Raw genomic sequence first — 13,347 nt, 5'->3', positions numbered from 1 at the left:
TCTTTTTTGTTGGGAAAATTATAAAGATAAAATGTATTTGAGGTGTTTTTAGGGCGCTAGACGCCAGTAGTGTCTAGCGCCGGCTGTAGCGGAGCAAAGACGCGGAGTACGAAGTGCGGAGCAATCCGTGTCTCATGCCTATTTGTCGGACAACTCATATATTTTTTACTATAACCCTCCGGGAGGGACGCGGGATTATGGAAGCGTATAAGATTTTGAGAATTATTAATAATAATGTAGTCTTTTCCGTCAATGAGCGGGGGGATGAGATCATTCTGCGGGGCAAGGGCATCGGTTTTCAGAAAAAGGCCGGAATGACTGTCGCGGCCGGAGATGTAGAGGGAATCTATGTTCTGGAGAAGCCTCAGACAAAAAACAAACTCTATGACCTTCTGGAGGATATGCCTCCGGAGTATATAGAAGTCAGTGCAAGGATTATTGATCATGCGAGGAAGGTGTTGGGGAAGACGCTGGATGAAAATATTTATGTAACCTTGACTGATCACATCCATTTCGCGGCGGAGCGGAAGTTGAAAGGCATTGAATATGTAAATCCTCTGTTGTGGGAGATCCGAGCCTATTATGCCCAGGAGTATCAGGTGGGGCTGTGGGCTCTGGAGGAGATTCACAAATGCCTCGGTCTGGAATTAAAGGAAGATGAGGCGGGATTTCATGAGATGATCAGGGAGCGCTACGCTTTTGACTATGCCTGCGCCCGGAAGATACGCATGTATATATTGGAAAAGTACCATAAAGACGTGGGGACCGAGGAGATGACCTTTCTCACAGTCCATCTGCGCCGGGTGTCTTCTGACGAACTGTGATTTTGAAACTGCCTTTCCGGATGAGGCCGGAGGGTTGTTATAAAAAAATAAGAGAGAGGATGATACTATGAAAGACAAGATTTTTGGCGTTCTCCAGCGGATTGGGAGAAGCTTTATGCTTCCCATTGCCGTCCTTCCTGTGGCCGGACTGCTTTTGGGCCTTGGAAGTTCTTTTACCAACGCTACCATGATTGAGACCTATAACCTGGGCGCGATCCTGGGTGAGGGGACGATCCTTCACGGCCTGCTGACGATTATGAGCCGTGTAGGCAGCGCTATTTTTGACAATCTACCCCTGATTTTCGCTGTGGGCGTGGCCATTGGTATGGCGAAAAAAGAGAAGGAAGTCGCGGCGCTTTCTTCTATGATCGCTTTTTTTGTTATGCATACGGCAATTAATGCCATGCTTCAGCTTTCCGGGCAGGTGGACGCCGCCGGTGTTGTGGCCGAGGATGTACTGGAGGGAACGATTGCCAGTATGTGCGGTATCCCAACGCTCCAGATGGGTGTGTTCGGCGGTGTTATTGTTGGCATTGGAGTTGCGGCTCTTCATAACCGTTTTTATAAGATACAGATGCCCAATGCCCTGTCATTTTTCGGTGGCTCACGGTTTGTGCCGATTATCTCTACAATAGTGTACCTGTTTGTCGGTATTGCCATGTATTTTGTATGGCCTCTTGTACAGGACGGGATTTATGCCCTGGGCGGCCTGGTCACAGGAACCGGCTATATTGGAACACTGATTTTTGGTCTGATTAAGAGGGCATTGATTCCTTTCGGCCTTCATCATGTATTTTATATGCCTTTCTGGCAGACGGCCGTTGGCGGAACAATGGAAGTGGCCGGGCAGCTTGTCCAGGGCGGACAAAACATTTTCTTTGCCCAGCTTGCTGATCCTACAGTGACCCATTTCAGTGCCGATGCCACCCGGTATTTCTCCGGAGAATTTATCTTTATGATTTTCGGTCTGCCCGGCGCAGCCCTGGCCATGTACCGAACAGCCAAGCCTGAGAAGCGTAAACAGGCGGGAGGTCTTCTTCTCTCAGCGGCCCTGGCCAGTATGTTTACCGGTATTACAGAGCCTATTGAGTTTTCCTTTCTTTTCGTAGCCCCCATGCTTTTCGGTGTCCAGGTTATCCTGGCCGGTTCCTGTTATATGGTGGCCCATATACTCAATATTGCTGTTGGTCTGACATTCTCCGGCGGTTTTATTGATCTGCTGCTCTTTGGTATTTTGCAGGGCAACGCAAAGACAAGCTGGATTTTGATTATTCCCTGCGGTATTATATATTTTCTTCTGTATTATTTCATTTTTACCTTCCTTATTAAGAAATTCAATCTTAAAACGCCGGGACGTGAAGATGATGACACAGAGACAAAGCTGTACACAAAGGCAGACTATAAAGCGAAAAAGTCCGGCGGCGAACAGGAAGGAACTTTGGCAGCCTTTGATGAAAAGAGCGCGGCCATTACCCTGGGCCTTGGAGGCAAAGATAATATCAGCGATGTGGATTGCTGCGCAACCCGCCTGCGTATTACCGTAAAAGATTCCGAAAAAGTCCGGGATGATATTTTAAAGAGTACCGGTTCCAGAGGGATTGTTAAAAAGGGACAGGGCGTCCAGGTGATTTACGGGCCCCAGGTTGCAGTGATCAAATCCAATCTGGAAGACTTCCTTGACAGCCCGGCAAGCGATCAGGTGAGTGAAGACAGCCTTTTCGGCGCTCAAAGCCCAGAACCCGCGCAAAGCCCAGGGGAAGAATCAAAAGAGATCTCTGATGAGAAGGCAGCGTTGATCCTTACAGCGCCTTTAAAGGGAACCGCTATGGCCCTGGAGGATGTGGGCGACGGCGTTTTCTCTGAAAAAATGCTGGGGGATGGCATGGCCATCGAGCCGGATGAAGGGAAGCTTTATGCTCCTGCAGACGGACAGATTACTATGGTCTTTGACACGAAACATGCCATTGGCATGACTGCGGAAGGCGGTGTCGAACTGCTGCTCCATATGGGCATTGATACAGTTCAGCTTAACGGCCAGTATTTTGATGTAAAGGTGAAAGATGGCGATAAGGTGAAACAGGGAGATCTTCTGGCGGTATTTGATATGGAGGCCATCAAAGGGGCCGGATACCGCATGGTGACGCCGGTGATCATCACAAACACCGACGATTACAGTGAGATTAAGCTGCTTGCCGAGGGCGCGGTGACAAAGGATGACCCTGTACTGTCTGTAAAGTGAAGTACCCCGCAGCAATCTGACGGGGCATGGAAATAGTTAGCACTGCTAAATGGACGCGCGAGTGCGTACGCTTGGCTTACTGCCTGCGGGAATAAAGTAATCTTAACAACAGAATTTTTACAGAGCCTGCAAAATTCTTTTGAATAAGCGGGCTCTGTCTTTTTTGGAAAATTTCGATGGATCTTGTCAGGATAAAGGCTGACAAGAAGATAGTCCATCCTGAATAGTTACAATTTTCACATAAAAATGGGAAAAGAGTCCGGGAAAGTTCGTTACAATTTCGTGGAAATCATTAAGAAATTGTGATAAAATTATAAAGGTAAAAGGATGGCACAGTTTTGTTGCTTAGGTTACAGAAATGGAGTGATAAATCTATGGAAATGTTAGATGTGGTAGATGAAGAGGGGAATCCTACTGGGATGGTGGTGGAACGTGAAATTGCTCATCGGGAAGGTATACGTCACAGGACATCTCATGTATGGATCATGCGTTGGGGGGAAAGTGGTCCTGAGATACTTTTACAAAAACGCAGCGCTTCCAAAGATTCCAATCCGGGATGCTACGACATTTCCAGTGCAGGGCACATTCTGGCTGGCTCCGGCTGGGTATCATCCGCATTGCGGGAATTAAAAGAAGAACTGGGGATTGACGCTTCAGCAGATGAACTGCATTACTGCGGAAAAAGGACGATGTATACAGAGTCTATGTTCCACGGAAGAAAGTTTATTGATAATCAGGTAAGCAGTGTCTTTTATATGATCCGGGACGTGGCTTTGGAGGATCTGAAACTTCACAAAGGCGAGGTAGATGAGGTGCGGTGGATGACTTTGGATGAATGTAAAGCTATGGTTCGGGAAAATACAATGGATCACTGCATTTTTATGGAGGAACTTGAGATGCTTCCTCAAAGCCCTGAAGAAGCTCTCCAGGAGGCAGAGGACAACATGGGCGCGATGAGTGGTCAGGCAGTCCTATATACTTAAAAACGAAAGGTTACGTTGACAAATGAAATATGATTTTACAACAGTGATGGATCGCAGAGGCCATGACGCCATTGCCGTAGATGTGATCCCCTATAAAAATGCGAAAGTCAAAGAGGGATTTGATGCGATTCCCATGTGGGTGGCGGACATGAATTTTCCGACGCTGCCCACCATTATTGACGCTTTGACGGAGCGGATTGGACATCATCATTTTGGCTATTTTAAAGCCAGTGACGCTTATTTTGACAGTATTATCCAATGGCACAGGGATCGTTATGGGGTGGACGGACTGACAAGTGAGGCCATTGGATTTGAAAATGGCGTGTTGGGATGTGTGGCTTCCGCAGTGCAGGCGTTTACATCGCCGGGGGAGGCTATTCTTCTTCATTCCCCCACTTATATCGGATTTACGGGAACTTTAAATAATAACGGCCGCAAGATCGTTCTCAGTGACCTTGTGAGGGATGAGGACGGAGTGTGGCGCATGGATTATGAGGATATGGAGAGAAAGATCCGGGAGAACCATATCCACTGTGCTATTTTTTGTTCTCCACACAATCCGGCAGGGCGTGTCTGGGAGCGGAAAGAGATTGAGACAGCCATGGAGCTGTACAAAAAGTATGAGTGTGTCGTTATTTCTGATGAGATCTGGGCGGATATTATCCTTCCGGGTCACAGGCATATCCCCACACAGAGCGTTTCTCAGGACGCTAAAAACCGCACGATCGCAGTGTACGCGCCAAGTAAAACCTTCAACCTGGCCGGTCTGGTAGGTTCTTACCATGTGATTTACGATCCTCTTTTGAGGGATCGGGTGGCTAAAGTTTCCGAGATGAGCCATTACAATATGGGAAATGTGTTGTCTATGCACGCTCTTATTGGTGCCTACAAACCCGAAGGGCGTCAGTGGGTGGATGAGCTATGTCAGGTTCTCGGCAAGAATGCCGACTATGCCTATGGTTTTATAAAGTCTCACTTTAAAGGTGTGAGTCTGGCAAAGCCGCAGGGAACTTATATGCTTTATCTGGATTGCCGCCAGTGGTGTGAGGATCATGGCAAGACACTGGATGAGCTTTTGCTGGCCGGCGTGTCTGTGGGCGTGATCTGGCAGGATGGCCGGCCCTTTAACCGGCCTTACAGTATCCGTATGAATCTTGCTTTGCCATACTCCAGAGTTGTGGAAGCTTTTGACCGGCTGGACCGGTATGTTTTTAATGCCTAGTCAAATACCCCGAAGCTATAAAAGAAAGAGGGAAATACCCCTGTCTCGTTCTGAAAAGAACAGGCAGGGGTATTTTATATTTAAAAGTATGTCCTGCGGTTTCATAGAGGGGACTGACGTGGAGATCAAGATGAATATGGGAAATATAGGTGTGGAGACATACGCCGAAGATCATCTGACCATTGCCTGCGACAGTGTTTATTAGATTTTATCTTTCTTTTTTGCAAGATCAGTTGGCAGGGAAAATACTGATCATTTTAATGATATGGGGTTCCAGCATATAGTGAAACAGGGTGTCTGAAGATACAGTGAGAACCCGATACGAGAAATCTACGTCTGTATGTTCCTTCAAGTGGGCGATTATATGAGGAAGGAGAGGAACGTCCACGCCGCATTGAAGCCACTTGTCCAAAATGCTGCCATGGTCTTTCGTCAGGGCATAGTCAACAATAAAATATTTTCCCGCTTTTAAATGTCCAAGACGGAGATGATACTCTGCCAGCCGGTCATTGGTGTAAATATGTTCAAAATTGTCAGCAGTAATCTGATAATCATAGTGGGCGCAGAAATAGTTGTTGGGATGTTTATAATTCCAAAGCAGGAGACGGAAACTGTGATCTTTATGATGAGTGATCACATAGCCGGGACCTTTGGCATAAAGCTCTTGACCAAGGTTATGGAGGAACATTAGAGCGAAAAACGCGGGTTTCCGAATACCGTCAGGACTTAATATGCCGTTGCCGCCGCACAGCAGCCGGGAGATACCAAGACGCAGATAATGGAGATCAGAGACAACAGGCAGGGCGATGCCCTGGCACAAATCGCAGAGATCTAACATGTTTTGGAGAATATAGCAGGCGCTAAAACGGGAATCTGAAAAATATCTTTTGATCATAAAAGTAAAGCCAAGCTCAATAACATACACCGGCAGATCTTTCTGGTAAAATTTTTTCAGGGCGGTCTGAAGCTCTATCAAATGTCTCCTGTGGATGGTCGGGTCTGTGGAATATTTATGCCGGGAGGGAAGGGGCTTTAACGGTGTTCTTTCCATAGCGTAGGCATTGACGGTAATAAAGTCCGGGGAGATGCCTTCCTGCCGCCAGCAGTTGAGCAGGTGGAACAAAGGCTGGGGATTCTGTGCCATCCGGTGGCCGGGGCCGCCGAAGATGATTGCCGGGGAGATGGACTTGAGGATGCGGTAGGCATCAGCGCTGTTTTTCAAAAATGTATAGTAAAACTGATTTTTTGAAAAATATCCTTCCTCCACCATGTTGTAAGAGTACTCAAAAATCCACTGTTCAACGCTTTCAATGCCATAGCGGTGGAGGCAGTGGTTCATGAACGCTTTAAAAGCCCTGGAGAAATCGGGAAAATCCTGGTTGGTATAAGTGTAAACCGGCTGGCCGTTTTCGCCAAATACAGGTTCCGGTTTGCCAAGGACGATAAAAGGCTTCAGACGAAAATATTTTAAAATATCTAACAGTGTGTCAACCTGGTGAAAATTCCATGTGCGGTCACTTTCGTTGTAGGGGATCAGATCCGGGTGAAAAAGTCCGTAAATCCTGCCATACTCAAAAGAAAAATGATTCATAATAGAGGCGATGTGTTCATGGAGGATAAAATCATTCAGTTCTTTGCCATAGCCCACGTTTAAAATCCGGCTCCACACATGAGACAGCGGGGCGTCAAGTGTGTTTTCAATAGACAACTCTACAGGATAGGCGCTGCCCTCCGGGTTTTTTATGCGGCAGTCCCGGTATACACCTTTGCTTTTTTCATAATCATAAATATCCGGCGGAAGAATATCCAGGTATGCCATGTTCTTTTTATATTGCATCCGGTAATTGAGAGGAGTCTTTTTATAAACATTTTTGAAGATCCGGTTAAAGGAGGCCAGATTGGGAAATCCGTAATTAAAGGCAATATGGGTGATACTCTCTGTGGTGTTGACAAGATCCCGGACAGCGTAGGATAAGCGCACTTTATATAAAAACTGATTAAACGTCATTCCCATATGCCGGCGCATAAATGAGGCCAGATACTGAGGAGTGATCTTTAATTCCTCGGCCAGATCATTTAAAGTGATGGAGGAGGCATAGTTGCGTTCAATGAAATCTTTGATATGAAAAATGCGCTGGGCTTTTTTATCTGAGGATACAGGAGAATTTGGCCGGTCAGCACCAAGTCCCTGAAGAAAGCATACATAATCGTAGGCGTTCAGGTTGCGGAAAGCGTCAGGATCTTCAGATTCCGTAAAATATTTGTCGATAAAATCTACAGTGCGGAAAAAAAGAGCGTCATAGGTTTCCTGCGGATAATTTTTAGGATCCAGATCCAGACTGTCTATGGCATAGGGAATATTTTTTAAAAAGAAATTGTACTGAAAGGAGATAAAAGCTGCCGCTGATGGCGGCACCTTATCAATTTTCGTGGAAAAATAATCCTGAGGCTTGAGAAGAAAAAGCATGCCTTCGGACAATTCATGTTCTTCCTGGTTACATAAAAGATGAATTTTCCCTCTGAGTACGGCGATAATAGTAAATGCCTGGTTCATTTCGATGGTCTGAGGATATTTATCACATACAGCGATTTTAAAAGGCGACTGGGCCTGACGGTTCAATGTTATCCCTCCATTTTACAAAAAATTGTTCCCGATTTTACTTTTATTTTATCAAAAATGCCGGAATATGACAAGAAAATATGAATAAAAAGAGGTGAATAATTAATATATTATTTTGAAAAAGTGACAAAAGTTGAAATATGAAAAAAATACTAGAAAAAAATATTAATTTTTACATAGAAATTCTTACGAAATCATTTTATAATACCTTTATGTTCTTACGGAGGATACGGAACATAGATTTTAGGGTTATTTTGAAGGAGGAAACGCGATGAAACCAAAAAGACTTTTAGCGATTCTTATGTCATTGGCAATGGTTGCAGGCATTGCGGCCTGTGGTAATTCTGAAAGCTCCTCAGGCTCAAACGGCGGCTCTGCCGCTGACACAACAGCGGCTGCGGGGGACAGCACAGCGGCGGATGATTCTGCGGCAGGCGATGACGCTGCGGCAGCAGATGACGGCGAACTGGAAGATATTGCTCAGATTGAGATTATGTTCTGGACACTGAACGTGATTCCGTCAGATGTGGATATGGTTGAGGAAGCCATTAACGAAATCACACGTGAAAAGATTAACACAGAAGTTAATTTGAATATTTTGGAGATGGGCAATTATACCCAGCAGTTGAACCTGATCATCTCCGGCGGTGAGAAGATGGATCTTATGGTTACATTGCCTGGCGATTCCGCTCACTTTAACTCCATGACATCCCAGAACCAGCTTATGGATATCACAGATCTTCTGACCGAGTACGCTCCGGAACTTCTTGAGACAGTGCCTGAGAGCTGGCTTGCCGGCACCGAGATCGACGGCCGGATCTATTCTGTAACATCCTTTGGCGATAAGGCCACACCTTTGGGCTTTGCCTGCCGTACAGACATTCTTGAACAGACCGGCATTGATCCGTCCACAATAGAGAACGCCAATGATCTGGAAGAACTTTTTGCAGCAGTGCAGGAAATTGATTCAAGTCTCACTCCTGTGGGTACAGGAAGCCAGAAGATCCTCACCGCTCCATATCTCATCGACGCTGACGGCAACTTTGTAAAGTATGACGGCCTGGGCGACGGCGACAACTCCCTTATCGGCCTTATGGACGGCGACGGGACAACCATTCAGAACAACTACACAAGACAGGTATATATTGACACATCCACCCGTTTCGTAGAGTGGTACAACAACGGTTGGGTATACAAAGACGGCGCTACCTATGATGAAACAGCAGAAACTCTTGTGGCTGGCGGCACAGCTTTCGGTCTGTTTAAGACCTTCGCCACAGGTTCTGAGTCCAGTTTAGCAGCATCCTGCGGTCATGATATGACCATCATCTGGCTTGATGATTCTCCGGAGATCAACACCGGTTCTCTCCGTAAGTTCTCCTGGGCTGTACCAGTAACCGCCACAGAGCCTGAGGCAGCAGTGAAATTTATGAACCTTCTGTTTACAGATGAGGAGATTGTAAACCTTCTCACATGGGGTATTGAGGGCACACATTACCAGACATTAGAGGATGGCACCATCGACTTTATGGATGGACAGGATGCAACTTCCTCCGGATATTATCTTGGCGATGAGACCGCCATCTTAGGCAACGGCTTCCTCGCAAAAGTATGGGCTGGCAGCGATCCTGGCCTGAGAGATCAGCAGTATGAAGTGAATATGAACGCCTATGTATCTCCGTACACAGGCTTCAGCTTTACAACAACAGGCTATGAAAATCAGGTAGCTTCCATTACAAGTGTGATCGAGCAGTACCGTCCGACTTTCGCGAATGGTCTTTACACAGAAGATTATTATAACGAATTTATCTCCAGACTTGAGGACGCCGGTGTAAACGAGTATATCGCTCATATTCAGGAAGAGTTTGACGCATGGCTTGCGGAAAATGGCGACGCTGCAGCTTCTGACAGCGCTTCCACAGACACAGCGGCTGCTGAAGAGACAACTGCGGAATAGGTTTTCCCAGCCCTTCAACCAGCAGGTTGAGCGGGCAGGCGGCTATGATTTTATCGAAACAGTAAAAAGGGAACAATCCCTAAAATAAAAAATTCCTCACGGCAGGCGCGGTTTTCAATCGTTTCAGATTGAAGCTGCGCCTGTTTGTTTTTCTTTTCTTTCGTGAAAAACTGTGATAAGATACTTCATAGATAGAGATGAAAGGTTTTATAGGAGATGATGTTTTTTGTTTGAAAGTCTGGCTGGAAGACAACCGGGGCTTATAGATTTTAACGAGTATAAAAGATATGCTCTTGGCATTCCTCTTGTGGAAAAAGGTGGACAACTGAGCGTGGTGTTTGAGGTGCGCGCCAGATCTCTGAAACGTCAGCCCGGTGAGGTATGCCTGCCCGGCGGACATGTGGAGACGGACGAGGATTTTGAGAGAGCGGCGGTGCGGGAGACCTGTGAGGAGCTGTGTATAGAGCAAAGTCAGATCCAGGTGATCGCTCCCATGGACATGTATGTCTCTGCTTCAGGACAGATGATCCTTCCCTACCTTTTCCGGCTTTTGGATTATCAGGGGACGTTTAATCCTGAGGAAGTGGATGAAATATTTTATGTGCCCGTGGATTTTTTCTGGGAGAATCCCCCGGTAAGCTATAAAAACCACATCTTTACAAAGCCGGATCGGGATTTTCCTCTGGACAAAATTCCCGGCGGGAAGCGCTATCCATGGAGCAGCGGATGGAGCAGCGTTTATTTTTACCCTAAGATCCACGGGCATGTGATCTGGGGACTGACAGCAAAAATTATGAAGTCGGCTGCCAATATTATGAAGGAGGCTGTTGATCATGGCCAATAAAAAAAATCAAAAAATTAAAAATACATCTAAAAAGATTTCCGGCGTCAAAAAAAACACCAAAAAGATTTTGGAATATTATTATATGACCCCGGAGGATACAACGGCAAAAGATATTTCCCTGAACATTACTGTCCTTCCGGAGGAGAAGATTGAGGTATGGCCTCAGCTTGATCTTTTGGAAGTGGTCATGGACAACGATTCTCTGATTTTTCAGAACGGACAGGAGTGCTTTATGGATCCGCTGGATCTGGAATATATTAAGGATCATCAGGTGAAATCCATCTACCAGATTAGTTTTGAACAGGGGGATATTGACCTTGTCCGCAAGGTGATGAGAGAAGTGCTGGAGAAAAAAGGCGGCATGGTGTGCAGCGATACCGATGATTTTGAGCCGTTGTATACCTGTGAGAATATCGGCCAACTGGGAGCAGAGCCAGACCGTTAATTTCAGGAATATAAAAAGGATGCCTCGCAAAATGCGAAGCATCCTTTTTTAGTCTTTTAAAATTTTGTTCCTGCGTATCTTTTTCTGCCGCAGCCGCAGGTGAGTCCGCTCTCTGAGAAGTGTATAAAATACTGAGAAGAGCGGAATAAATAAAAGCATACCGGCAACACCCCACAGGTTTCCGCCTACAGTTACCGCAGCCAACACCCACAGGGAAGGCAGACCCACAGAATTGCCCACAACTTTTGGGTAGATAAAATTCCCTTCGATCTGCTGGATGACAAGAAAGAGAATGACAAAAAGCAGCATATCTCCGGGGCTTACCATGAGCATGAGGAGAGCGCCGATAATGCAGCCCAGGAAGGCGCCTACAATGGGGATAAGGGCGGTAAAGCCGATAAGTACGCCGATCAGGAGTGCGTAGGGCATCCTCAGTATGGACAGAACAATAAAAAACATGGTACCCAGAATGGTGGCCTCCAGACACTGACCGGAGAGAAACTTAGAGAATACCCGGTTGGACAATGTGGCAATCTGGAGAATATGGTCGGCCTTGCGTTCGGGAATATAAGCGTACAGTAGCTTGCGGCACTGTCTGGCCAGTTTTTCCTTCTGAAACAAAATATACATGGCGAAGAAAAAGCCAAAGAAAAAATTGACAATACCGTTGATGATGGAGCTGACAATACCGGCCATGGATGAAAAGATAGTCTCCGCGCTGTTCCTGAGAAAATCTGTAATATGGGAGCTAATGGACGCCCAGTCGATCTCTACATTACCCAGTTTGTCCGCGAGTCCCTGATATTCATTGAGAAACTGATCAATACTGTTTTGCGTGCGGGTGAAAAATACAGGGATTCCTGTAATGATGGACTGGAAGGTCCGCACGAGCTGAGGTGCAATAAACAGTATGATAATGCAGATAACGCCGATAATACACACCAGTGTCAGTATAAAGCTGACCGGCCGCTTGATCTTTGCCACAAGTTTTTGGTGGCGACCTTTATATTTGCCAAAAAGTGTCCGTTCAATGGCGCGCATAGGTACGTTAAGGACAAAAGCGATCCCCATGCCTAAGAGAAGAGGAAAAAGCAGGGATATGATCCGCCGTATGCCAGCGTAAATCATATCCAGGTGATTAAGTCCCGTATAAAATAAAATCGCGATGATCACAATGAAAATAATTTTTTTAATGTTGTTTTTGTTAAGCTCCATCCGATTCCCTCCTTGAATTACATAAAGTATATCACAATATATAGGGCTTTTATAGAAAAAGTTTCTTAAAATAATATAAAGAAACGGTTCAGCCGTTTCCAAAAACACTTTAGATTGTTTATCCCGGAAGGGATATTTGACTTCCCTGCCTAAGACTCTTTACTTTACATATGTTTTATTTTATGATGGTAGGGCAAGGAGGGGAATCCATGGAAAAAGATACAGGGCGCCAGGTTTTGGACCTGGTGTCAATGATGGGTGAAGAATTATTAAAAAACGGGGCGGAGATCGCCCGCGTCCAGGAGACCATGGTGATCGCCGGAAGGGCTTTTGGCAAAAGCGATGTGGATGTGTATGCAGTTTCCAACGGTATTTTTGTCACTATGCATCATGATGACCAGACCCGGTGTACGCAGGTCAAGTATGTGCCTTTGTCAACACCGGATCTTGGAAAAGTGGCCCGGATCAACCAGCTTTCCCGTGAAATCTGTCAGGGCAGATATACTCTGTCCCAGGCTACAGACGAAATGAAAAAGATTGCCGAAGATACGGGCGTATCTCTGGGATGGCAGCTTGGTGCCTGCGCATTGGGAAGCGCGTGTTTTTGCTATCTGTTTGGCGGCAGCGTTTTGGACAGTCTGGCTGCGGCGCCGGTGGGGATTATTTTGTGTCTGCTTCAGTATGCCATGGGTAAGGCCAGGATCTCCAAAGTGATGCAGACCATTTTTGGGAGTATGGCGGTCACTGTGGGCGGTATACTTTTTGCTTTGTTATTTGCCGGGCTGAACAGAGACAGTATTACTATTGGCGGGCTGATCATTCTTGTTCCGGGAGTGCCTTTGACCACGTCGATCCGGGACTTTTTTAATGGAGATTATCTGTCGGGGACGATACGCCTTATTGACGCTTTACTGGTCGCTATATGTATGGCCATAGGCGTGGGCGTTGTTTACCGGGTTTTTTACTAAAACAATGCCCTAAGGGCGGAAGGATGATAC

At 46.1% G+C, this 13,347-nt stretch carries 10 protein-coding genes; 8 read left to right on the top strand and 2 right to left on the bottom strand.

Annotated elements, in window-relative coordinates; all coding sequences use genetic code 11:
* Positions 1–197 precede the first annotated feature (197 nt).
* The 4 genes from HNP82_RS06845 to HNP82_RS06830 all read left to right on the top strand — a co-directional run bounded on the left by HNP82_RS06845 (position 198) and on the right by HNP82_RS06830 (position 5,268).
* The gene (locus HNP82_RS06845) at positions 198–824 is read left to right on the top strand and encodes a PRD domain-containing protein (RefSeq protein ID WP_183772811.1); all 627 of its coding nucleotides are present in this window, start codon (positions 198–200) and stop codon (positions 822–824) included.
* Between the two features lie 67 nt (positions 825–891).
* On the top strand, positions 892–3,063 hold the full coding sequence (locus HNP82_RS06840) for a PTS transporter subunit IIABC (protein WP_183772804.1): 2,172 nt from the start codon (positions 892–894) through the stop codon (positions 3,061–3,063).
* Between the two features lie 374 nt (positions 3,064–3,437).
* The gene (locus HNP82_RS06835; RefSeq protein ID WP_183772802.1) at positions 3,438–4,046 is read left to right on the top strand and encodes an NUDIX hydrolase; all 609 of its coding nucleotides are present in this window, start codon (positions 3,438–3,440) and stop codon (positions 4,044–4,046) included.
* Positions 4,047–4,068: 22 nt separating this feature from the next.
* Complete coding sequence (locus HNP82_RS06830) at positions 4,069–5,268, top strand: MalY/PatB family protein (protein WP_183772800.1); 1,200 nt, start codon at positions 4,069–4,071, stop codon at positions 5,266–5,268.
* Between the two features lie 229 nt (positions 5,269–5,497).
* Here the strand turns inward: HNP82_RS06830 and HNP82_RS06825 are convergent, their stop codons facing one another.
* Positions 5,498–7,888: a GH39 family glycosyl hydrolase gene (locus tag HNP82_RS06825; RefSeq protein WP_183772798.1), complete on the bottom strand. Its 2,391-nt coding sequence runs from the start codon at positions 7,886–7,888 to the stop codon at positions 5,498–5,500.
* Positions 7,889–8,159: 271 nt separating this feature from the next.
* Between HNP82_RS06825 and HNP82_RS06820 the strand changes: the two genes are divergently transcribed.
* The 3 genes from HNP82_RS06820 (at position 8,160) to HNP82_RS06810 (ending at position 11,134) form a co-directional block, all read left to right on the top strand.
* Positions 8,160–9,845 carry an ABC transporter substrate-binding protein gene (locus HNP82_RS06820; RefSeq protein WP_183772796.1) on the top strand — a complete coding sequence of 562 codons (1,686 nt, stop codon included), beginning with the start codon at positions 8,160–8,162 and terminating at the stop codon, positions 9,843–9,845.
* A gap of 226 nt (positions 9,846–10,071) precedes the next feature.
* Positions 10,072–10,689, top strand: a complete 618-nt coding sequence (locus tag HNP82_RS06815; RefSeq protein WP_183772794.1) for an NUDIX hydrolase — start codon at positions 10,072–10,074, stop codon at positions 10,687–10,689.
* The gene (locus HNP82_RS06810; RefSeq protein ID WP_183772792.1) at positions 10,679–11,134 is read left to right on the top strand and encodes a hypothetical protein; all 456 of its coding nucleotides are present in this window, start codon (positions 10,679–10,681) and stop codon (positions 11,132–11,134) included. Before HNP82_RS06815 ends, HNP82_RS06810 begins: the two co-directional genes overlap by 11 nt.
* A gap of 48 nt (positions 11,135–11,182) precedes the next feature.
* On the opposite strand, the gene HNP82_RS06805 is transcribed toward HNP82_RS06810, so the two are convergent.
* Positions 11,183–12,349 carry an AI-2E family transporter gene (locus tag HNP82_RS06805; RefSeq protein WP_183772790.1) on the bottom strand — a complete coding sequence of 389 codons (1,167 nt, stop codon included), beginning with the start codon at positions 12,347–12,349 and terminating at the stop codon, positions 11,183–11,185.
* Between the two features lie 209 nt (positions 12,350–12,558).
* Here HNP82_RS06805 and HNP82_RS06800 point away from each other — a divergent pair, with 209 nt between their 5' ends.
* Positions 12,559–13,317, top strand: coding sequence for a threonine/serine exporter family protein (locus tag HNP82_RS06800; RefSeq protein ID WP_183772788.1), 759 nt, complete (start codon positions 12,559–12,561; stop codon positions 13,315–13,317).
* The last annotated feature ends 30 nt before the right edge of the window (positions 13,318–13,347 follow it).

This window comes from Catenibacillus scindens (assembly GCF_014202115.1).
In the GTDB taxonomy this organism is placed as follows: domain Bacteria; phylum Bacillota; class Clostridia; order Lachnospirales; family Lachnospiraceae; genus Catenibacillus; species Catenibacillus scindens.
Note: the sequence above shows the minus strand (reverse complement) of the source record. Positions and strands in the feature narration are given on the sequence as shown.